At 40.9% G+C, this 21,782-nt stretch carries 21 protein-coding genes; 1 reads left to right on the top strand and 20 read right to left on the bottom strand.

All coding sequences use genetic code 11. The features are described 5' to 3' along the window. The first annotated feature begins 125 nt into the window (after positions 1-125). Positions 126-299 (top strand): asparagine synthase, encoded by a 174-nt coding sequence (locus V7124_RS01315; protein WP_230495269.1) that lies wholly within the window; start codon positions 126-128, stop codon positions 297-299. Positions 300-397: 98 nt separating this feature from the next. Here V7124_RS01315 and V7124_RS01310 read toward each other — a convergent pair whose 3' ends face one another. The 20 genes from V7124_RS01310 to V7124_RS01215 form a co-directional block, all read right to left on the bottom strand. Beyond that, positions 398-1,078 carry a hypothetical protein gene (locus V7124_RS01310; RefSeq protein ID WP_335485161.1) on the bottom strand — a complete coding sequence of 227 codons (681 nt, stop codon included), beginning with the start codon at positions 1,076-1,078 and terminating at the stop codon, positions 398-400. Between the two features lie 133 nt (positions 1,079-1,211). Next, a complete protein-coding gene (locus V7124_RS01305) occupies positions 1,212-1,970 on the bottom strand; it encodes a CAP domain-containing protein (protein WP_335485198.1) in 759 nt (252 codons plus the stop codon). Positions 1,971-2,532: 562 nt separating this feature from the next. Then, positions 2,533-3,513 carry an electron transfer flavoprotein subunit alpha/FixB family protein gene (locus tag V7124_RS01300; protein ID WP_335485158.1) on the bottom strand — a complete coding sequence of 327 codons (981 nt, stop codon included), beginning with the start codon at positions 3,511-3,513 and terminating at the stop codon, positions 2,533-2,535. 12 nt (positions 3,514-3,525) lie between these two features. Further along, positions 3,526-4,320 carry an electron transfer flavoprotein subunit beta/FixA family protein gene (locus V7124_RS01295; protein ID WP_335485156.1) on the bottom strand — a complete coding sequence of 265 codons (795 nt, stop codon included), beginning with the start codon at positions 4,318-4,320 and terminating at the stop codon, positions 3,526-3,528. Positions 4,321-4,402: 82 nt separating this feature from the next. Further along, positions 4,403-5,254 carry an aspartate/glutamate racemase family protein gene (locus V7124_RS01290; RefSeq protein WP_335485154.1) on the bottom strand — a complete coding sequence of 284 codons (852 nt, stop codon included), beginning with the start codon at positions 5,252-5,254 and terminating at the stop codon, positions 4,403-4,405. Between the two features lie 104 nt (positions 5,255-5,358). Beyond that, positions 5,359-6,735, bottom strand: coding sequence for an FAD-dependent oxidoreductase (locus V7124_RS01285; RefSeq protein WP_335485151.1), 1,377 nt, complete (start codon positions 6,733-6,735; stop codon positions 5,359-5,361). Positions 6,736-6,741: 6 nt separating this feature from the next. Then, entirely contained in the window at positions 6,742-7,188 is a 447-nt protein-coding gene (locus V7124_RS01280) for a GlcG/HbpS family heme-binding protein (protein WP_335485149.1), read from the bottom strand. 225 nt (positions 7,189-7,413) lie between these two features. After that, entirely contained in the window at positions 7,414-8,142 is a 729-nt protein-coding gene (locus V7124_RS01275; protein ID WP_335485146.1) for an SDR family NAD(P)-dependent oxidoreductase, read from the bottom strand. Positions 8,143-8,159: 17 nt separating this feature from the next. Then, the gene (locus tag V7124_RS01270; RefSeq protein WP_335413539.1) at positions 8,160-9,581 is read right to left on the bottom strand and encodes an FAD-binding protein; all 1,422 of its coding nucleotides are present in this window, start codon (positions 9,579-9,581) and stop codon (positions 8,160-8,162) included. A 21-nt stretch (positions 9,582-9,602) separates the two neighbouring features. Continuing rightward, complete coding sequence (locus V7124_RS01265; protein WP_335413541.1) at positions 9,603-10,472, bottom strand: isocitrate lyase/PEP mutase family protein; 870 nt, start codon at positions 10,470-10,472, stop codon at positions 9,603-9,605. Between the two features lie 5 nt (positions 10,473-10,477). Continuing rightward, on the bottom strand, positions 10,478-11,305 hold the full coding sequence (locus V7124_RS01260) for an FAD synthetase family protein (protein WP_335485143.1): 828 nt from the start codon (positions 11,303-11,305) through the stop codon (positions 10,478-10,480). Between the two features lie 41 nt (positions 11,306-11,346). Next, positions 11,347-12,543 carry an acyl-CoA dehydrogenase family protein gene (locus tag V7124_RS01255; protein ID WP_335485141.1) on the bottom strand — a complete coding sequence of 399 codons (1,197 nt, stop codon included), beginning with the start codon at positions 12,541-12,543 and terminating at the stop codon, positions 11,347-11,349. 177 nt (positions 12,544-12,720) lie between these two features. Further along, positions 12,721-14,220, bottom strand: coding sequence for an FAD-dependent tricarballylate dehydrogenase TcuA (tcuA, locus tag V7124_RS01250; protein ID WP_335485138.1), 1,500 nt, complete (start codon positions 14,218-14,220; stop codon positions 12,721-12,723). A 131-nt stretch (positions 14,221-14,351) separates the two neighbouring features. After that, positions 14,352-15,305, bottom strand: a complete 954-nt coding sequence (locus tag V7124_RS01245) for a VOC family protein (protein WP_335485135.1) — start codon at positions 15,303-15,305, stop codon at positions 14,352-14,354. A 21-nt stretch (positions 15,306-15,326) separates the two neighbouring features. Continuing rightward, complete coding sequence (locus V7124_RS01240) at positions 15,327-16,166, bottom strand: alpha/beta fold hydrolase (protein WP_335485132.1); 840 nt, start codon at positions 16,164-16,166, stop codon at positions 15,327-15,329. Between the two features lie 172 nt (positions 16,167-16,338). Next, positions 16,339-18,195, bottom strand: coding sequence for a V4R domain-containing protein (locus tag V7124_RS01235; protein WP_335413555.1), 1,857 nt, complete (start codon positions 18,193-18,195; stop codon positions 16,339-16,341). 114 nt (positions 18,196-18,309) lie between these two features. After that, positions 18,310-18,789 carry a flavin reductase family protein gene (locus tag V7124_RS01230; protein ID WP_335485128.1) on the bottom strand — a complete coding sequence of 160 codons (480 nt, stop codon included), beginning with the start codon at positions 18,787-18,789 and terminating at the stop codon, positions 18,310-18,312. A gap of 42 nt (positions 18,790-18,831) precedes the next feature. Next, the gene (locus V7124_RS01225) at positions 18,832-19,785 is read right to left on the bottom strand and encodes a VOC family protein (RefSeq protein WP_335485125.1); all 954 of its coding nucleotides are present in this window, start codon (positions 19,783-19,785) and stop codon (positions 18,832-18,834) included. Positions 19,786-19,843: 58 nt separating this feature from the next. Further along, positions 19,844-21,037, bottom strand: coding sequence for an acyl-CoA dehydrogenase family protein (locus tag V7124_RS01220; RefSeq protein WP_335485121.1), 1,194 nt, complete (start codon positions 21,035-21,037; stop codon positions 19,844-19,846). Positions 21,038-21,088: 51 nt separating this feature from the next. After that, complete coding sequence (locus V7124_RS01215; RefSeq protein ID WP_335485118.1) at positions 21,089-21,739, bottom strand: GntR family transcriptional regulator; 651 nt, start codon at positions 21,737-21,739, stop codon at positions 21,089-21,091. Between the last annotated feature and the right edge of the window lie 43 nt (positions 21,740-21,782).

Genomic DNA, 21,782 nt, shown 5'->3' with positions numbered 1-21,782 from the left:
TTTGATCATTCAAACAAGGGAAATAACTATTAAATCCCAGAGGATGCAGCATATTTAAACCTATTAAGGCAAAAATAACGATGGTGAATAAACACCAACTAACAATGATGTAGGGGGATATTACTATGAATATTCGTGAAGGTTTAATACCAACTGCATTAGGATCAGCTGTTACAGCTACCGGTTACGCTTTGAAACAAAAACGTGGTTCAAACAAGATGATTGCGAATACCGTTTTTGGATTTGGTTTGGCCCATGTAGTATTAGGAGTAATAGACCTTATTGAGCATCGTCGTTAGAATATGGGAGGTGAGCTTCTTAAGGGCACGCCTCCCTTTTTGTGGATAAATAAAATAAATAAAAACAAAACCCCTCTAAATTGAGAGGGGCTTAAATTTCACCATGAAACGACAATCCAATCATCCTGCTTAAAAATCGAAAAATCATCATCAATTTCTTCCGGTCCGACCAAATGTACACTTTCACCGGTTCGGTTTACCTGTTTAATTCCGTTAATAATATCAGGAGCATACACGCCCTTGTCTGACATCATCTCGCTTAGAATATCTATATGATTTGATTTAGCATTTGCAACACCAGTACTCATTCCCACAAGTACCTCTCCATCTTTGACAATGGCAAAAACATCAGAATACGGAATTGCATAAAGTTTTGCCCCGTATTTTTCGGCAATTGTTATCCAATCAGTAAATTTTTCTTCATGCATCAAATTAATATATTTTGTTCCTTCAATAACAATAAAATCATCCGATTGATCTTCTTCTAACTTTACATCTTCTTCTGGTTGACCTGAGGATACTTGTGAAACAACCGGTGTTTCTGTGTCCTTTTCTTTTACGGGTAATGTATTTGTTGGAGAATTTTGCGTTTCTTTACTATTAATTTCACTATTTATCTGTGAAGTATCTTGATAATTCTTTAGGATTCCTTTATTAGCTGAATTTTGCGAGAGTATAGGATGTTCAACTTCCTTATCAGCATTTATTCCTTCGGAGGAACATCCAACCATCATCATCAAAAAAACCAGCAACATTGAGCTATATTTTATCACGTTCATTGTTATTCCCCCCAAATACCTCTATACATATTAGACGTTTTAGGGACAAAAATGTTTCATTTTTCCTAAAATTATTACAATTGTTACACTATTGTATTTAGAAAAAGGAATCCAGTTGGATTCCTTTTATTTTTTATTTACCTATAAACATTTGTGTCCAGTGGTTGCCTGCCTTTTCATATCCTACTCCGATATGAGTAAAGTTGGCACTTAAAATGTTTTTCCGATGACCTTCACTATTCATCCATGCATTCACAACTTCTTGCGGTGTCCGTTGTCCTTGGGCGATATTTTCCCCTGCAGACTTATACGTCACTCCAAAGTCTCTCATCATGTCAAATGGTGAACCATACGTTGGGCTTGTATGTGAAAAATAGTTATTTTGCTGCATGTCGACTGATTTCTTTTGTGCAACTCCACTTAATTGTGAATCAGATTTTAAAGCTGGTAATCCATTTTTGCTTCGCTGTGCATTCGTTAAATCAATAACCTGCTTTACATATTGACTGACATCACCAGTAGCTGGAGTTGGAGCTGCTGTTTTTGGTGTTGGCGCAGCTGGTTTTGGTGCTGGTGCTGTCGGTGCTGGTGCAGCTGGTGCCGGTGCCGTTGGTGCTGGTGCCGTTGGTGCTGGTGCCGTTGGTGCTACTGGAGCAGGCGCAGGTCCAGGTGTCGGTGCCACTGGAGCAGGCGTTGGTGTTACCGGCCCTTGTTGTTGATTTGGAGTTTGTCCTTGCTGGTTTCCTCCAAATTGATACCACTGTACAGAACCGAATGGGATATACCGATACTGAGCATGTTGAATCAAAATCGCTTTTGTATGCGGGTAGCTTTTACTATCCAGTGTGGTACGATCCGCTGAAATATTTAACGCATCATTCGTAGTATTCATATTACGATAATTGTTGTTGTAATTATTGTAATTCACATTACGATCGTTAAATATATGTCGATCAGTGTTATTCACATTTCTATTATTGTATCGATTGTTATTACGGTCGTTATTTACATTGGTCACATTGTTTCGGTTGTTACGATTTCGGTCCCAATCGCTATCACTATTATTGTTATTGGTATAATCCTCAGTTAACAGCCCGTTATGGTCTATGCCGTCATCTCTGTTGTTTCCAACATTTAATGTTGTGTTGTTGCGATTATTCATTCCAGTACGGACTTCATCTGCTGCATCATTACCATTGTTATTACATGCAGCTAAACCGATAGTCAAAACCCCTGATAATAGTAAGCCTAGTGGCTTTTTTATCAATATTATTACCCCCTTGCAAAATTATTGTTTTGCCTTCTTATTTTTGTTTATTTTTCAATAAATATTAATGGTAATTATCGTGTATTTTTACATAAAAAAAACCGTATGGTATTTGAACCAAACGGATTTTTTATTAAAAATAAGGGCATATTACAATCAACGTTAGCCATAGGAGTAAAACGCTCATTTAAACAAGTACTTTTTTCAGCTTTTCCGTAAGTGGTTGAATAACTTTTATATAGTCTGCAACAACACCAATATTGGCACGTTTGAAGATTGGTGCTTCAGGGTCTGTGTTAATCGCCACCACTGTCTTGGCGTTAGTGATTCCAGCAAGATGCTGACTGGCACCAGATATTCCAACTGCAATATATAAATCAGGTGCAACGACTGCACCCGTCTGACCGACCTGCAGGTTTGATGGAACCCAGCCAGCGTCACATGCAGCGCGCGAGGCACCGACCGTACCCCCCAATAGATTTGCAAGGACCTGAAGTTCATTAAAACCTTCTGGCCCCTCAATGCCTCGACCACCGGAGACGATAATTCGTGCATCCTCAAGGCGAATATCAGCCAACGCAGCTTGAATCTTTACCACCAACTTGGTTACAATCATGTCTTTTGTTGGCGTATAATCTACCTCAATGATTTCCCCTTTTCGTGTTGCATCGGGCCCTTCCTCATTTTGGCTCCTTTGGCGTATACCAACTACTACCTTCTGTCGAGTGGTGGAGTATTCTCCGAACGCCTTATCTCCATAAATTGGCCGAATCCAAGATAATTTATCATCATTGAAATTGAAATCAATTACTTCCGTAATAGCAGAGGCACCAGTACGTGTGGCTAATCTGCCTGCTAAATCCTTACCCATCTTGTCGAAGGACAGGATAAGGATATCGGCTCCAGACTGTTGAAAAACAGAATGAATGCTATTCACAAACAATTCAACATCATAATCAGCTAATAATGGATTAGAAATGGTATAGGCGATACTTGCCCCATAGGCTATTGCTTCCCTAGCTCCAACTTCAGCAAAAGGTCCAAGTGTGACGGACCGAACTTCACCCCCAGTGGAACTAGCCAAGCGACTGCCAAAGAGAAGCGCTTCTTTGGCTCCAGAACTCAAGCCATCCCCCTGTTGATTTGCAAATACAAGAATTCTCGACATTGTTGAATCCTCCTAAAAAATCTTAAGTTCCAAAAGCCTATCTGCTAATTTACCAGCTAGGTCATTACCATCATTTCCAGGCAAAATCTCACAAGCGACTTCCCGATTCATTACGTATGCCCGCTCTAACTTAACACCTGCTTGACAGCGTTCATGATCAAGAGTAAGATCTTCTGATTCTAAAAGTACAATGGGTTTACTTCTCGCAAGTCTAATATCCTTTACTTTTGGTAGTCTTGGGACATTTGTCTCGGAGCTGATGATTGTAAATACTGCAGGAGATGGAACACTGACAACAGCATACCCTCCTTCTACTTCAATAGTAGCCTTCACACTTTTTTCTTCGACATCAAGGTCGGAAACGTGAGTCATGCATGGAAATCCTAATTCTTCTGCCATAACAGGTCCAACGAGACCTTCTTCGATATCACTCGCTTGGTAGCCTGTCAGGACAATCTGGGCTCCTCCTATGGATGCAATCGTTTGTGCAAGAATATGCCCAACCGCTTGACCATCTAAATTTCCCCAATCTTCATCCCATACCCTGACTGCCGCATTGGCCGTAAAGGCAAGCGCTCTTCGAAGTACATCCTCCGATTCCTCATCCCCAAGGCACAGAGCGGTAACGGTCGCCCCAGGTGTTTTATCTCTAAGTTGAATTGCCAGTTCAAGTGCATTTTCGGCAAACGAATCAAGTACCAAATCGGTGTCACTTATCTCTGGGCGATTCGTCTCTGGATCTATTTTAAAATATTTTGGTGTAATTTCAGGGTCAATAACCTGTTTAAGACAGACGACGATGTGCATATATATTTCACCTCAGTATTGTTAACATGGTCTGATTTCTTTTGGTTCCCTTTAGCGAGCTTTTTTACATAATATAGGACTATCAGTTTTTTACTCCTGCTCCCTTAACCGAAAACCCAGTATCATCCATCTCATTAGGAGTAGGAATAAGTCCGTACATTTCCCTCAGCCTCGCCACTGCCTCAGCTGGCGGCTTAGCATTATAGTAACCGCGTCTTGTCATGTAGACACCGGAGTTTTTACGTAAATCTACGAGTGACTCACACATTTTAATTCCAGCTGCAAAGGAGTCAACTACTGGTACATCGCCAATTCTAGAAATTCCCTGAGTTGCTAAAAAGACATTCATCGGACCCTCGCCTGGAATGATGACATCCGCTCCATCAGAAATGGCCAACTCCGCTGCTTTTTTGAAAGATTCAATAACCGACTCAGGATCATTAAATCCGGTCATTATATCGTCAAAGCCCACTTCTGTCTGAACAATAGGTCCAAGCTTTCCTCCTAAACCGTACTTATCAGCATTTTGTCGAAGCTCATCCGCAAGCGGCGCCAAAAAATTCACCACGCCAATCCGGTCACCGAGCATCGATGCCATATGGAGGGAAGCTTGACCATACCCCACTACTGGAATATCTACCAGCGTCCGAGCCTCTAATAGACCTACGTCTGGGATGGTCGCAATGAACATTGCATCGTACCCTGCTTTTTCCGCTACCAGGGCAGCCCGGACAAACTGTTCCCGGTGTAGATTTTGTAAATAGGAATGGGTAATAAATATCCCAGGGTAATGGGAAGGATATGTCTCTTCCGACATACCGTGTAAAACAACCTCTACATCTGGGCGGGCAATTCTACTTACGTGTTTGATGATTGCATCCCGATAATGCGGCACCCGGTCAATTGTGGTAAGGCTTTGATGCCAGATTTTCATATCTAGGACCTCCTTTTTCTTTTTTTATATAAAAATATTGAGGTTTACCCCAATTAGCTATCCGCCAGTATTTCGCCGCATCCGCCCGTTACCCCGCGTTTTGCTCAAACTACCGCATTCTGCTCCATAGCAGCCCAAACGGCTATCCGTCCAAATACGGCTGCCTTCCCCAACGAACTTCCCGTCATATAGCCTGCACCGTGGAATCCGCCCGTTACTTCCCCTGCTGCATACAGACCTGGAATCGGTTCATCATAAGGATTCAACACCTGGGCTTTCGCATTTACTGCTACACCAGCATAGGTTGCTAGCATTGCTACTGTTGATTCTAAAGCATAGTAAGGTGCTTTTTCAATAGCCGTTGGTTTTCCGTAGTTATGTGTTAAAGCCTTTCTTCCAAAGTCAAGGTCAACTCCGTTTTGAACGCTTTGGTTGTATCTAGAAATGGTATCTTCCAGTACTTCTGGCGGAACATCAATGCAATCAGCCAGTTCTTCTAACGTTTCAGCTTTGTACAAAAGTCTGCGCCTCTTAAGCAACTCAAAATCATAGAGGGGATCATCAAATACACCCTTTTCCATCACGGTCTGATCCCATACTTGATAGCTAATCTGTTCCGGCTGCTCGAAGGCAGCTTTCCCTAATAATTTATAAGAAATAGACTCATTCACAAACCGCTTCCCAAGCTGATTAACCATAATGGCACCTTTATAAAAAGCTAAACCCTGTGACTTTAATTTTCCGGCAGCACTTGGATGAAATCCGTATGTTCCATTTAAATATGGGAGGTCCTTCACCCATGCACCATGATCCCATGCCATCCGAATACCGTCACCTTGATTGCCAGCACCGCCAATTCTTAAGGCACCTTTTAATTGCGGGGCAAACTGACCAAGCAATTCTTCACTTTTGGCAAAACCACCAGAGGCAATCAACACTCCTTTAGCAGCAACAGCCTTTCTTTCTTCCCCATCCGCCTGGTACAAAACGGTATCAATTCGTCCTCTACCATTCTTTAGCAGTCTGCTTGCAGGGCAATTGAAACAAATCTGAACATTTGGCAATTGCTTTACCCGCTTGTATAGAGATTGGATTGCTTGATGAGGGTCAATAATATGTCCGCGCGGCACACTATGACCACTTACTGCTTCCAACGATCTGAACTCAATACCGTGGTCAACCAACCAATGATAAGTCTCTAGTTGTTGACTGCCATAGGCCTCAACGAGTGATGGATCATTTACTCCACCACCAACCTCCACCATATCAGCCAATAAGGATTCTGTTGAATCGAGGATACCTTCCTTCTCTTGCATATCCGTACCTGCAAATGCCATATACCCTGAGCTAAGGACGGTGCTGCCGCCAAGTTCATCCTGTTTTTCAAGCAGCAGGATGTTCGCACCCTGCTCACCTGCCTCAACCGCAGCGCACATACCCGCAAGCCCACCACCTAGAATGATTAAATCATAGCTATCCATTCACTATCACTCCTCAGATTCAAAGGCCTTTAACACTTCCAACGCCGCTTCACATACCTGCATGTCATGCGAATAATGTCCACCACTTACTCCAATTCCACCAATGAGTTCATTATTGATTTTGATCGGATATCCACCGCCAAAAATGACTAATCTTGGCGTATGAACAATACCATGCAGCAATGGTGGATCGTCCTTTAATCTGTCATACCATTCATGTGTTGCCCGATTATAGGCTGCAGCAGAAAACGCCTTATTTTGAGCGATTTCAAGGCTTAGTACTGGTGCACCATCCATCGCATAGAATGCTTTTAAATTTCCAGGTTTGTCGACAATCGCAATACTAAAAGGGATACCTAGCTCTTGTCCCTTTGTTAGTGCAGCTTCAAGCATTTTATTTGCTAAGGCTAGACTAATATTTTTTGATTCAATTGCTGTTATCATGTTTTCCATTTTCTTTTCCCCTTTTCAATTAACATTATTTTTAAAAGCTGTGTTTAACAGGTCTGTTGATTTGCACTCCAGGCACTTCGCTTTCCGCGGGCGGTCGGTGAGCCTCCTCATCGCTGCGCGACTGCGGGGTCTCACCCTGACCTGCTAATCCCGCAGGAGTCTCGTGCCTTCCGCGCAAATCAACAGGTTAATAAAACAAAAATAATCTTTTTTAACACAGCATTTTCATAAATTTACCGGTCTTCCATTGCCAAAGGCTTCGATCACGGCAGCCGATACGGCTTTCATTTTTGGCAGACACAAATCAACAATTACAGTTGCCATGTCGATTGGATGCAGCCAATTATCTTTATTTACATCTGGTGCAATATCTTCCATCATCTTTGTGTCAACTGGTCCTGGGCAAACCGCATTTACCCTAACATTGAATGGTTTTAATTCTTCACCTAAGGCTTTGGTAAATCCAATTACGGCAAATTTAGAGGTAATATAGGCACTTCTGTCCGGACCGCCTTTTGTTCCCCAAATGGATGATACATTGATAATGACACCATTTCTCTTCTCTTTCATTTGCGGTACGACTGCTTTTGCACATAAAAATACACCGCGGGTATTGATTTCTTGGACAAAGTCCCACTCTTCAACACTCGTTTCATCAAATGGCTTAAGCAGCATGACACCAGCATTATTAATTAAAATATCAACACTTCCGAGTTTTTCTACCGTTTCCTGAACAGCTTTGTTCACATCATTCTCAGAGCGTACATCACCTGCAAGAGCGATGGCTTCGCCACCAAGCTCTTCCCTTATATAATTAGCCACTTCCGTAGTTTCTGATAGACTTCGAGAGAAAACAGCTACTTTTGCCCCGTGATTTGCTAGGAGTATACATGTTTCACGGCCTATCCCTCGGCCGCCGCCAGTAACAAATGCGACTTTATTTTTTAATTCCAAGGAAAATCACCCTTTCATTACACTTCAAGTTTTTTATCATTATTAACGTAAGAAGCTGCATGTTCACCAGCACGTTTGCCAAACACGAGCCCTCGGAGCACGGATGTGCCACCTGGATATTTTCCATAGTAAAGGCCAGCTGTTTCACCCGCTACGTACAATCCAGGAATAACATCATCATCCTGTGATAACACCCGGCCATTCGTGTCTGATGCTAAGCCCCCATTGGTAAAAACATTGGAGCAGACTATTGGGTAGGCAATGTATGGAGCCTTATCAATCGTAATCGCCCAATTTGATTTAGGCGGTATAATGCCAATGGCCTGTTTACCGTCCTTCTGATCCCAAAGAAATTCCCCTGGTTGTACAGCTGCATTAAACGCCGCAACTGTTGCAGTTAATTGATCAGCAGGAACCCCAATTTTTTCAGCTAGCTCTCCGAGTGATTCTGCCTCAATAGCAGGTTTATCTGTTTCCAAAGCCCGTTCATAATTCGGGATATCATACATCTTTTGATCACTGATCATATAAGCAATATGTCCAGGAAGATCGTAGAATATCTTGCGGGCTACCGCCTCATATTGCTCATCAATTGTGGTGATACCTTCATCGACAAATCGGTTGCCATTTTTATCGACCAAAATAGCATAGGGATAGGTCATGACTGCGGCCTCTTCCCGCTTGCTTCTTGGATCAACTGGTTCTGCATGGAAAGCATCAAACTGACCGGCACCTTTTGCTCCAATTGACATTGCCATGCGAATGGCTTCACCTTTGTTGTATAGTCCTCCCTCGGCAACAGTCGGTATCTTATGGGCATCTCTGCCAATGTATTGTGCCATCATCTCTTGATTTCCTTGGAACCCACCTGCCGCAAGGACAACTGCACCCACTTTCAGTTGAAGCGAGTTTCCCCCTTTAACTCGGACCATCAGTCCATTAACAGCACCTTCATCATCAAGAAGTAATTTCCATGCGGTGGCCTCATAAATAATCTCTACCCCAAGTCCTCCGGCTCGCCGAGATAAGGTGTCAATAATTGCTCTGCCGCCGCCAACTGGAAGTAATCGCGGTTTTGAGGCAGTTAAAAACATCGTCGGTAAGTAGTCGAACTCTACCCCTTTTTCCTGAACCCAACGTAAAGTACTTCCTGCGTTTTGCGCGAGGGTTTCTATGTACTCGCGATCCGAGAAGTTATCTGAAAATGCCATCATGTCCTCGACAAAGTTATCTGCTATTTCATCGAGATTCTTCATTCGCATATATGAGGCAGTCCACCTTGAATTTCCACCTCTGTGGTCAAAATCTGCACGTTCCAGTATGGCAATCCGTATATCTCTTCCAGCTTTCTTGGCACTTTCTGCAGCGGACAAAGCTGCTGCTGTTCCTGCCACGCCGCACCCAATCACTACAATGTCATAATCTAATTCTCTCTCCATTTTTTGCCCTCCTTAAAAGAATTAAATATTTAAGTACTTCTTTTCCCACTCTTTGATTTGACCCAGTTTGAATAGTGACTGTCTTTCTTCCCACGTACAAATCATATTTAATAGGTTTTCTTGGGAACCTTCTTCTTTTAATATTTTTAGAGAATCCGTAATTCCTTTAATGGCAGAGCGAAGAACGGTATTGGCACAAAGCATGATTTTGAATCCGATTTCTTCTGCTTCTTTTAACGAAATTAGCGGAGTTTTGCCACCTTCTACTAAATTAATGACCTGTGGCATTCCTTTAAGTGAACTAGTAATTTGTCGTAGTTGTTCAATTGTATCTGGTGCTTCTACAAAAATAATATCAGCGCCCGCTTCGTAATAGGCAAAGGCCCTGTCTATAGCATCTTCAACACCATTAACGGCAATTGCATCAGTCCGTGCCATTATTGCAAGGTTCTCATCTTTTCTTGTATCTAATGCAGCCTTGATTTTACCAACCATTTCTTCCTTAGTAATGACTTCTTTACCGCTAAAATGTCCACATTTCTTTGGCGAGACTTGATCCTCTATTTGAATGGCTGCAACTCCTGCACGTTCAAATTCTCTGACCGTTCGTATAACATTGATGGCATTTCCAAAGCCCGTGTCACCATCCACAACAATTGGAACATTGGTAACGTCGGCCATTCGAGTTACAATATCAACTACTTCTTTTAGGGAGGTAAGTCCTACGTCTGCCCAGCCAAGCTGTGCATTGGAAATACCAGCCCCCGTTGCGTAAATCGCCTTAAAACCCATTTCTTCGATTAATTTTGCAGACATCGCATCATAGGCACCAGGAAGGATAAAGGAACCTGGTTCACGAAGCAGCTTTTGAAAATTTTCACATTTATTCATAGAGTTTAGCCTCCAACTTTTATAATAGTACGTGAAGAGGGAACCTCCTCAGAGATACACTGATGCCAAACAATCGATAGCTCCCCTATCATATATGTCGGCAGTTTGGTAACAGGTTTGAAAGATTTTTCCTCGACGTTCACTTCAGTAGGATTTGATAAATTTCCTTTACGAATCGTTACCGCATACTTGCCTGGTGCAGGCAGCGTATAATAGGGATTCAGCTTGAAAGATTGACCATCCCACTTACATTCCACCTCATAATAACGGCCGAGAAAATCAGGTAGTTCTTCGACATTACCTTCAGAAAGTCTTTCACGAATACAGGAAGAACTTACCTTTTCGCCGCGGCACATCACTTTTTCAACTTTCGTCACATCAATGATCCCGCCGGAATCCCTCTTCAACCTTTCTAAGTTTCCTTTCCCCTTGGAACCATAAGAAAAATCAAAGCCAGCGACTGCATGGATGACAGCTAATTTGACTAGATAATCCATCACATATTGTTCAGGTGATAGCGAGGCAAATTCCCTATTGAATTCAACAATATAAAATGTATCGACACCAAGCTCACAAAGAATTTTCTCTTTATCGGATAGGGGCATTAAATAGTCAATTTGTTTTTCCCCATTAGATAGAACAGATTTAGGATGTGGAAAGAAGCTCATGACAGCAAGCTGCATACCCTTTTCTTTCGCTATCCTTAACGCCGTTTTGATTACTTCCCGATGTCCAAAATGGAGTCCGTCAAAAAAACCAAGGGCCATGACACATGCATTTGCTCTTCCCTGCCAATCTGCTAAATTATCACGGTTTATATAGATCGTTTCCATACAGTCACCTTTCTTCTTGACTAAGGTTTTTTTAAAAGAGTTTAATATCTTAGCGCGTTCGATTCTAAACCTGAAAGAACACGGCCATAGTTTTCTTTCGTAATCAACGGTGAGAGGGTTCTGTGTGAATAAAGTGTCCAAAAATCACGGAAAATTCTTTGCAGTGGATGACCTTCATACACATATCCAGAACCGCTGGCAAGAATTAAAATATCGAGTGCTTCCTTACTTACTTGATTGGCATAACCGATATCTGCTAAAGCCTTAACTCGTGCTGGCTTATCCATGAATTTGCCGCTGGCAGCCCACGCATCTAGTTCATCCGCAACTCGGTAATAATGCATGGAAGCGGTGTCAATTTTTAAAGCAGCATCAGCGAGTAATGAATGGAGAGTGGGTGAATCAACTAAATTTTCTACACCAATATGGGCAGCTTTTCGATTTGGGAGTACTTGCTGGAAAAATTCCAATGCAGCCTTTACCAATCCTAAGCCGGGCAATGCTAAAGACAACGCTAAGGCTGGAAAAAGTGCAGTATTGTAGAGTGGGATATTTCGTAAATGATCTGATTTAAATTGTCCATTTAATACTTCTGCAAATGAAACCACTCGACGATCTGGGATAAATACGTTGGTCATTTTTACACTATTACTGCCTGTGCCTTTTAGTCCCATGACATGCCAGTCATCCATAATCTCTACCTCTTCAAACGGCAATGTCATTAACACCTGATCAACAAGGTTTCCATCATCATCCCTGATCGCCATTCCGAAGTATCCCCAAGTAGCATGAAGCGACCCTGAGCAAAACATCCAGAACCCTTCTTCGATTAAATATCCACCCTCCACTTTTCGGGCAATACACTTTCTCGGTTCATAGACACCCGCAAACAGGACATCATCTTCCTTCTCTCCGAATATTTCCTGATGGGTACTTTCTGAAAATGATTCCGCTACCATAAGTTCTCGAATGGCACATAGTGATAAAATCCAGCCTGTTGAAGCACAGCCCCGTGAAATTTCCACTATACAATCTGAATATGTCCTCATACTCGTTTGATAGCCGCCATATATCCGCGGGCGAAGCAACTTAAAAAGTCCAGCCTCTTTTAAATCATTCATCGTCGAATCAGGAATTCGTCTAATTTCTTCTGTTTCTTTTGCTCTTTCCTTTAGTTTCGGAACGAGGGCTTTGGCTTTATCTACAAGAAAAGTGTCACTATAGGAAACTTTTGTCATTTTTATTCTCCTTTTTTACTTTATTTGCTGAAGTTCTTAATTAAATTTTAGAAAATTAAAAAAACATTTTAAAGGGTAAAAACCTTTCAACTTTCCGAGATTTTTAGATAACTTTTATTAGTTTTTAAGACTTAGATTCTTATTTCTGTCCCCAAGGCTAGTAAAAAGTACAGATTTCTATGAATTAACGATTTCCTTTGTTTTAATAAATTGAGCAGCATTCTCACCTGCAATTTTTCCAAATACAGATCCAGCCATTAGTCCTGCTCCACCTGGATAGTTAAAGTAAAATAAGCCTCCTACTAATTCGCCCGCTGCATACAATCCTGGGATAGGCTTGGATAGGACATCTTGTACTTCCGTGGTTGGGTTAATTTTTAAGCCTCCAAAGGTAAAGGTTATGCCGCAGGTAACGGCATAACCTTCGAACGGGCCGTCCTCCAATGTGTTCGCCCAATTTGATTTACGTACTGCTAATCCTTCTGTACACCTGCCGTCTTTGATATTTGGATTAAACGGGATATCCTTCCGAATAGACGCATTGTAGTCTTTAACCGTTTGTAAAAAGCCTTCTGCGTCCACACCTTCAAGTTTTCCCGCTAATTCCTCTAGTGTATTGGCTTTTACTCTCGTTACTTGCCTGCCCTTGTATTCTTCTCGTAATAGGCTAGATACCTTTTGATCAAATATTTGCCAAGCAAATTGTCCTGGCTGTTCAAGAATTAATTTTCCATATTTTGCATAGGTGTAATTTCGGAAATCAGCACCCTCATCCACAAAGCGCCTTCCGTCTGCGTTTATCATGATTCCAAAAGGATAGCTGAGCTTTTGAAAGCCTTCTGTAAAGTCCGGTAGATATCGATCCCCTCCGACAGAATGACAGCCTGACCAATTACCAGTGGAAAGCGCACCAATATTTAATGCCATTTGAATGCCTTCTCCGGTATTAAAACGGCTCCCTCTTGCATGGGCCAGGTCCCATTTTGGTCCTAAATAACGAGTCCTCATTTCTGGATTTGCGTGAAAGCCTCCAGCGGCCAAGATCACAGCTTTAGCATGTACCTTTGTTGTTATGCCATTGTGTTTGAAAATCACTCCATGCACACCATGGTTATCATGGATGAGTTCAGTAGCCATGGCATTAAATAGAATTTGCACACCTAAAGAAGCTGCTTCATTATGCAGGGAATCCACTAATCCAGGTCCCCCGCCGACGGATTCAACTATCATTCCGCCCCAAAACTTAAATTTACCGTCTACCTTAAAGGCTTGACGACCATATATAGGCACCCAGCGTACCTTATGGGCGGTAAGCCATTTCATCGTCTCAAAACTTTTTCCTGTGAGAATTGAGGCTAATTCCGGGTCGGTCCGATATTCTGTTACACGGCACATATCTTCATAGAATTCTTCCTCGGTATAGACTCCAAAATCGGAGCCCGCTATATCTTCAGTTGAAAGGTCAGGCATAATTTCTTTTAAATCTTCGACACCGTTATAGGCAAACCGAATAGAACCATGGGTATACGTGCTGTTCCCACCTTTCTCAGCTTCTGATGCTTTTTCAAGTACGATAACATTCGCACCGTTTTCTCTTGCTGATACCGCAGCGCACATAGCTGCGTTCCCGGCACCCACTACAACGATATCTGTTTCATAAATTTTGATATTACTCACAACGACTTGCCCCGCTTCCTAAGAAATTCTTTTAATGGCTGTTTTCTCTACGATTGTTGTTAAAATCAAAGTTTAAGAAAAGAGCCTTTTTAAAAAAGCTGACTCAATTACCTTTGAGCCAGCTTGCTAAATTATGCCTCTATTGTTGCTTTATTCATTTCTTTATCCATGACTGAATCGCCCCAATAAGTGTTGGCAATCGAATGATCTTCCTCTGTCCACTCGACTGGTTCCCAGTCTGGTTCAAAAATTAAATAGGAATTGCTAAACAATTCAACTCGGCAGCCGCTGCCTGGGTCAATCACATATAAGTAGAATGCTTGCGAAACGCCGTGTTTTCCAGGGCCGATAAACTTAATTCCTTCTTCACTTAAAATATCTGCTGCACGTAACACATCCTGTGCGTTATCCAGCCAATAAGATATGTGGTGAAGCTGATTTGGCGTTGTTGCCTGCGGTCTTGTGATAACGGCAATGTCGTGAACGAGAGGCGTCACACTCATCCAGCCGGCTAAGGTTTTTTCATTGTTATATCTCACATATTCACGCAATTTAAAGCCTAATTGAGCACCTAAGTAATCAAGGATTTCTTGCACATCCATGGATGTAGCAATATTAACATGATCAAATCTTCTAGGAGAACAGCCACGAGCCCAGGACTTGTAGATTTGATTTTTCAAGACTGAACGTCTTTTTTCATCCGCTTGAGGTTTTTCTACATCATAATAGAGTTCAAAAGAATGCTGACTTGGCAGTTTAAAACGAATGGCCCGCCCTTGACCCGTTTCTTCACCTGCTTCAATCCATTTTACTTCCGTTCCTGCTTTTTGAAGCAGCTGAGCAAAACCTTCGACATCTTCCGGACGCTTCGTTCTCCAGCCGATATGATCCACATATCCTCTATCCCCCGCTGTCAACGAAAGCGAGTGATGTTCAAAATCCCCCCATGCCCGTAAATAATACGTACCGTTTACTTCCTCGGTTACTTCTAAACCGATTACATCGCGGAAAAACCAAAGTGATTTTTCAAGATCTGGTGTGACGATTGCGACATGCCCCAACTTTGCAATTTCAGGTAAAGTCATCTTCTATTCCTCCTAAAATTTTTAAATTCGATCAGCAAAATAGTTCTGGATTAAAAAATTAAAGCTTTCCTGCTTTTCAATTTGCGTCCAATGGCCACAATTACCATAGACATGCAGCTGAGAATTCGGCAAATGTGAGAGCAAGTAATAGCTGGATTCTACGGAGCAGACCATGTCATCCCGACCATGCGCAAGGAGTACAGGATGCTCAATTCTTCTTAGTGCTGTAGTGGGCACTGGGACGGCCGCTGTTGCGAAAATTGAATCATTGGAGATACGGACTTCTGGTTTCATAGCTGTTTCATATCGGTAATCAGTGACCTCATCGATAATTGGTGCCATTTCCTCTGCATTGTATACAAACCAGCTCATAATTTGACGCAACTTCTTTGGTGACGGATTGTCATAAAATCCTTTCGCACGAGCTAATTCTGGGCTTAGTTTGGTATTTGGTGTTCCACCTGGTCCCATTAAAACCACTCGGTCAAATCGTTCTGGATGTTCTAATAAAAGCTCAAGGGCGATGGAGCATCCCAATGAATTCCCTACTAAATGGGCCTTTTGAATACCCAAATCATCTAGAAGTTCGATAAGTTGATTCACCCATAAATCCATCCATCCTTGCCTGTTCTTGGGTAAAGTCTCTGGATGGCTGCTGTTTCCAAAACCTAAGAGATCTGGCGCAAGACAGTCATAGGATTCAGAGCATGCATTTAAGGCGTAACGCCAGTTTGCAAACGATGTAACACCTGGTCCAGAGCCATGTAAAAATAAAATCACTTCTGAGTTTCCTTCACCTGCACGATTTAAATAGGTTTCAAAATTAGCCGTTTTATATGATTGTTGCGTTATGTTAGTCACTTTTCCATTCTCCTTTTCGTAAAAATTTGTCGTTCATATTAGAAAACTTTCTGTTTTGAAATCCCTTACATTTTTAGTTGTTATTTAGATTTTAGAAAATTAAGTTATCTCTATCTAGACTATTAACTATTTAACTTTTATTGGTTTTTAGTAGGTTTTTATTGGTTTTTCACTATATTTCTAGCTCCCCCAAAGCTAAAAGTGAATCTAGAATGAGCAGTAACTGATAACTTTGTGCTGAATCTCGTAAATCCTTATTTATTAGATTTTCAATCTTGTTAATCCGATACATAAGTCCACTCATCGATAAAGACAAATCATCCATCGTTTGCTGAAGTTTCCCACCGTTTGCCAAAAAAACATAAAGTGTTTTCAGCAATTCTTTTTGTTTGCCTTCACCTAATTTATAAAGTGGACCTAATTCCTGATTGGCAATTTTCTTAATTCCGCTAACATTTTTTGAATTAATTAAGATACCAACGATTCCCAAATCTTTAAAATGAATAATTTTCTTCTCCGTGGACATTCTCAGGCTGATTAGAGATTCATCCAAACAATCCAAAACATGTTCAATCCCTTCAGATTTGTCACTAATTCCAATTTTATATTTGTAAGAGGAACGGGTTATTTCAATATGTTTTAGAATTTTTTCCATATTAGGTAATATGTTTGATAACTCAGGAATCAGCATAATGATTTTACCTTCATATTGACCAATGAGTGCTTTATATCCCTGAATGTCAAGGTACTTAGCCATAGATTCTAAGATTTGGTCATAGTCATCTTTGCTATCTTTAACGGACGTACCCTTCTCTTTATAGTCAATTGCTGCAATAAAAAAGGGAGTTTCAAGATCCACGCCCATATAACGGCCACGATTGATGATTTCCTCTCGAGAGGAATATTGTCCCTTTAATATTTGCTCTAAAAAAAATCCTTTCATTTTTTCAAGCGCTTCAAAGCTCGTCTTTTCATTTAAAAGGTATAAAGACGCTGCATTTGCTACCCGCTCAATAAACATAATATTATTCTCAGAGCTTTTCTCTGAATCTTTTAAATATAGAAATGTACAATAGCCAATTATCTTTTTTTGTACAATGATGGGAGTGATCAGCCGTTCCTGATTTTCTGTTTTTAACCTCGTTGTTTCTTTAAAAAGGGGAAGTATTTTATTGTTTTTTCTACTTTTTCGAAGTAAACTCTCTTTCAGTTCTTTACTCAATCTGCCATATTCGCTTTCTTCCAACCCCGAGTAAACAATTTTTTGAAAGCTTAAATCCTCGATTGAAATCGGTATTTTTAACAAACCGAATGTCGAATCAGCAATATCCTGCAAATTGCTTCCGTTTGAAATACTTTCCGTTAATTTTTTATGAAATTTAGACACCTTATCGATATAATTGCGTTGTTCCAGCACTTGCTCGTAGGTATACTCTAATTCTTCAATAATATTGATTTCATGGTAGAATTTGAGCTCTTCCTGAATTTCTTGGCCCCAATCCTCCTTGAGCTTCATCTCAAAGCAGCATTCAGGGTCACCTTTGGCGATACAGCTAATTTCCTTTACAATCACACTCTTTTTACAAATCGTAGACATATAGCCGCTTGCATATCCGGTTAATGTATGACAAACAGGGGTAGCTGATTTTCCATGATGTCTAAGATGCTCATATGCTTCGAAAGAATGGATCCACTTGCCTTTTCCACTGATTGTTTTTATAGTATCTGAATCAACTAATTCAATAAATCTTTCAGACTGGATATCTCCAATTTGCCCAGTGCCTAGATGGAGAACGGAGGCTTGTTTGATCAGATAATCAATTGAGGTACTTGTTAACATGGCTTCTTCAGCATCACTGACACCCAAACTCCAACCGTAACGAAGCAAAAACCCCTTTGCTCGCTTAAATCCTAAATTTCCGATTATGCCCTTACGTAATAATCCAAAGGCTCCGGCAGTGGTTAGAATTTTTTTATTTCCGTCTTCTATGTAGTTTGGTTCCAGTAGATTGCCTGAGTTATCCTTCATAAACTCACCTTTTCCAGCCAAAATTTTTTATAATAAAGACTCCTTACATTTTTACATACAAGGAGTCCTAATCTTTTTTTGCGTATTTTTACTTCTTGAAGGCAGCTATGTTGATCATGCCGTTACGATTTTTTCTTCTGTTAAGGCTCGGTATTTTCCACTGTAGAAAATGAGTGGTTCAGCATCTTCTAACTGAATATCGGTCACTCTTCCAATGAAGAGCGTGTGATCGCCTTCAAGATGTTCAGCGGCTACCTCACAGGCAATTTGTGCAACCGCTCCGTTTAGTACGGGTTTCCCATCAAGACGGTCAAACTCCACGTCACGGTGTTCCTTTAACTGTCCAGCAAAAATCATTGAAAGCTCCTGTTGATTAGCTGCTAAAATATTGACCGAAAACGTTTGGCTTTGTTTAATCTTCTCAAGAATTCGGGCCTTTTCTCCAATCGAGATTACCACCAGCTTCGGATCAAGTGACACGGACATGAAAGCATTGGCTGTCATCCCATGCACCTCTCCATCGACATCAGTAGCAATTACGGTTACACCTGTAGCAAATTTCCCCATTGCAGTTCGAAATTGACGATCATCCATCCTAAAAACCTCCCGCTACTATAAAAATAATCTACTATCCTCTTAAGCTTCGATTGTCGGATTGTTTTCTGGTAACGTGTCTGTTTGATCACCCCAGAATGTAAAGCCAACATCCATTTCATCTAGCGTCCATACTATTGGTTCCCAGTCAGGCTCAAAAATTAAATAACCGTTCGTGAATATTTCCAAGCGTACTCCACTGCCTGGATCGACAACGTATAAATACATTGCTTGAGAGATACCATGTTTACCAGGGCCTTTAAACTTAAATCCGTGTTCCGTTAAAATGTCCGCGGCCCGAAGTAGGTCTTGGGCATTATCCAGCCAATAAGACAAATGGTGAATTTGATGGGTTGATGGTGAAAATGGGTCATGACTTACTGCAATATCATGAACCAATGGTGTAACGCTTAACCAAGCACCAATTAAAGATTCATCAGGTGCTTTTACGCATTCTCTCATTTTGAAACCTAATTTTTCCATTAGGAAATCAGAAATTTCATTTGCCTTTAATGATGAGAGAATGTTTACATGATCAATTCTTCTAGGTGAAACGCCCCGAGCCCAAGACTTATAGGTCTGATTTTTTAACACAGATCGCCTGGATGGGTCGGCTAGTGTTTTTTCCATATCGTAATAAATTTCAAAACGATGTTCGCTCGGCAATTTAAAACGAATCGCAACCCCTTGTCCTGCTTCCACTCCAGCTTCAATCCAGTTTACTTCGGTACCGGCTTCTTCAAGCAAAAGTGCAAATTGTTCTACATCTTCCGGACGCTTTGTTCGCCAGGCAATATGATCCACATAAGACTTTTCTCCAGCGGTAATCGAAAGCGTGTGATGTTCAAAATCTCCCCATGCCCGTAGATAATGTGTTCCGTTTACGACTTCTGTTTCTTCTAGTCCAATTAACTCTTTAAAAAACCATAGTGATTTTTCTAAATCTGCGGAAACTAACGCCACATGTCCTAACTTTGAAAGCTCTGGTAAACTCATGTATTTTCCTCCTTTATATTTTTAATATTCGGATAACAGAAAGCCCTTACATTCCAAGTTAAACAAAATAAGTATTCGGTTCTTGACCGCACAATACTCTTCCATATGTTTCGATTAAGCTTGATGGTGTAATAAAACCATGGAGATGCATGGCAAAAAAGTCACGATAGACTAATTGAATAGGATTTTTATTGTAGGCAAACACTGAGCCAACCCCAGCGACTAATAGGTCAATCGCTTCTTTACACAACTGATTGACATAACCAAAATCCGCCTTTACTTTTACAATTTCTGCCGTATCCATAACTTCGCCGCGTGCAGCAAAGGAATCGATTTTATCTACTGCACGGTATAAATGCAATTCAGCAGAATCAATTTTCAATTGCGCTTGAGCTACCTGGTGATGTGTGATTGGAGCTTCACTTTGTTTTTGATAAAAGGTATTTCCAATTCCAGCTTTAGGAAGCCTTTCCATATAGAGATCCATAGCAGCCTGAGCCAGGCCTAATGCAGGACCTACAATGGATAGCGTAAGTGATGGAACAAAAGATGAACGGTACAAGGCAACATCCTTTAGCGGTTCGATTAAGTAATGACCTTTGCTTGCTAACCGATCCAACGACACTCGGTGTTCCGGAACAAAAACATTTCGAACTCTACAGCTATTACTGCCCGATCCCTTTAACCCCATAACATTCCAGTCATCTAATACTTCAAGTTCCTCCTGCGGAATAACCATAATCGCCATTTCCATTCCGCCATCTTCATTTACTAATGGAAAACCAAAGTAACACCAATCTGCATGAGGGCTTCCGGAAACAAACGGCCATTGGGCTTCTTCAATATAATAGCCACCGTCAACTTTTTTAATATCACATTTAATTGGTTTGAAATTTCCAGCCAAAACAACATCTTTATCGGTATTGTAGATTTCGTTCAGTGCTTTTTCGCCAAAAGTGTAAGAAATCATATAATCACGAATATTACTTAGGCATACAAACCAGCCTGCAGAACCGTTTCCACGTGATATTTCCGTAACCACTTCCGTAAATGCTCTCATATTGGTTTGGTAACCGCCGAACATATGAGGTCTTAATACCTTCAAAAGACCTTGATTCTTTAAATCCTCAATAATTTCATCTGGAATTCTACTATTCTTATCAATGTCATCGCTGTACTCTCTTAGTTTTGGAATAAGAGCCCTAGCTCTTTCTACCAATTCATTTTTTGTTTCCAATACACTTTGTTCCATATCATTACCTCCTGCCATCATAGTGGCTAAACTTTGATCTTATACCACATTCTAGTTATACATAGGATGATTGGAATCTACTGTCTGGTTAACGCTTACTGCTTCGGCAACCCGAAGTAAATGTCTTTCCATTAGATTTTTAGCTAATTTAGAGTCCTTTTCTTTTAGTGTATAGTAAATCAGCCAGTGTTCTGCTTGCGATTGTTTTCTTCTATCCTTTGAAAATAGTACTGTTGGATTTCCAACATAATTCAGGTAATCCCATAGTTGTTTAGCAAGACTTAATGCGTAGGTTAATTTCGATGCTTCATAAATCGTCCGATGAAACTCAATATTAAGTGAGGAATATTCATCTTCTGAAATATCCGGATTATCCATCGTTGTCAGGATTTCTTTCATATAGGAAAGTTCTTCTTCGGTGAGTTTTTCTGCTGCGTGCTCTGTCATTAAGGCATCCAGATTGGCACAAACTAATAAACGTTCTATTACATCATCTTTCTCTGGCCGTTTAACAAATACACCTACTTGCGGAATAATCGAAAGAAATCCTTCCTGTTCAAGTTTGGCTAATGCCTTGTGAACCGGTGTTCTGCTTATGTTCAAAGTGGCTGTAATTTCATTCACATTAATGGCTGATTCAGGTTCCCATGTACCCTCGAGAATATGTCTTTTAATAAAACGATACGCTAAATCTATTTTCATACTATATACACCTTCGATTCTCTTATTGTCATCTATCCCTCGC

Source organism: Neobacillus niacini, assembly GCF_036961885.1.
GTDB classification, from domain to species: Bacteria; Bacillota; Bacilli; order Bacillales; family Cytobacillaceae; genus Neobacillus; species Neobacillus niacini_H.
Note: the sequence above shows the minus strand (reverse complement) of the source record. Positions and strands in the feature narration are given on the sequence as shown.

What these genes read in the sequence shown, in the direction of transcription:
- V7124_RS01255 (WP_335485141.1), bottom strand. Translation starts at nt 12,543, where the DNA reads ATGACAAAAGTTTCCTATAGTGACACTTTTCTTGTAGATAAAGCCAAA.
- V7124_RS01305 (WP_335485198.1), bottom strand. Translation starts at nt 1,970, where the DNA reads ATGAATACTACGAATGATGCGTTAAATATTTCAGCGGATCGTACCACA.
- V7124_RS01295 (WP_335485156.1), bottom strand. Translation starts at nt 4,320, where the DNA reads ATGCACATCGTCGTCTGTCTTAAACAGGTTATTGACCCTGAAATTACA.
- V7124_RS01285 (WP_335485151.1), bottom strand. Translation starts at nt 6,735, where the DNA reads ATGGATAGCTATGATTTAATCATTCTAGGTGGTGGGCTTGCGGGTATG.
- V7124_RS01265 (WP_335413541.1), bottom strand. Translation starts at nt 10,472, where the DNA reads ATGAATAAATGTGAAAATTTTCAAAAGCTGCTTCGTGAACCAGGTTCC.
- V7124_RS01315 (WP_230495269.1), top strand. Translation starts at nt 126, where the DNA reads ATGAATATTCGTGAAGGTTTAATACCAACTGCATTAGGATCAGCTGTT.
- V7124_RS01270 (WP_335413539.1), bottom strand. Translation starts at nt 9,581, where the DNA reads ATGGAGAGAGAATTAGATTATGACATTGTAGTGATTGGGTGCGGCGTG.
- V7124_RS01300 (WP_335485158.1), bottom strand. Translation starts at nt 3,513, where the DNA reads ATGTCGAGAATTCTTGTATTTGCAAATCAACAGGGGGATGGCTTGAGT.
- V7124_RS01280 (WP_335485149.1), bottom strand. Translation starts at nt 7,188, where the DNA reads ATGGAAAACATGATAACAGCAATTGAATCAAAAAATATTAGTCTAGCC.
- V7124_RS01235 (WP_335413555.1), bottom strand. Translation starts at nt 18,195, where the DNA reads ATGAAGGATAACTCAGGCAATCTACTGGAACCAAACTACATAGAAGAC.
- V7124_RS01290 (WP_335485154.1), bottom strand. Translation starts at nt 5,254, where the DNA reads ATGAAAATCTGGCATCAAAGCCTTACCACAATTGACCGGGTGCCGCAT.
- V7124_RS01230 (WP_335485128.1), bottom strand. Translation starts at nt 18,789, where the DNA reads ATGGATGATCGTCAATTTCGAACTGCAATGGGGAAATTTGCTACAGGT.
- V7124_RS01260 (WP_335485143.1), bottom strand. Translation starts at nt 11,305, where the DNA reads ATGGAAACGATCTATATAAACCGTGATAATTTAGCAGATTGGCAGGGA.
- V7124_RS01310 (WP_335485161.1), bottom strand. Translation starts at nt 1,078, where the DNA reads ATGAACGTGATAAAATATAGCTCAATGTTGCTGGTTTTTTTGATGATG.
- V7124_RS01225 (WP_335485125.1), bottom strand. Translation starts at nt 19,785, where the DNA reads ATGAGTTTACCAGAGCTTTCAAAGTTAGGACATGTGGCGTTAGTTTCC.
- V7124_RS01215 (WP_335485118.1), bottom strand. Translation starts at nt 21,739, where the DNA reads ATGAAAATAGATTTAGCGTATCGTTTTATTAAAAGACATATTCTCGAG.
- V7124_RS01245 (WP_335485135.1), bottom strand. Translation starts at nt 15,305, where the DNA reads ATGACTTTACCTGAAATTGCAAAGTTGGGGCATGTCGCAATCGTCACA.
- V7124_RS01220 (WP_335485121.1), bottom strand. Translation starts at nt 21,037, where the DNA reads ATGGAACAAAGTGTATTGGAAACAAAAAATGAATTGGTAGAAAGAGCT.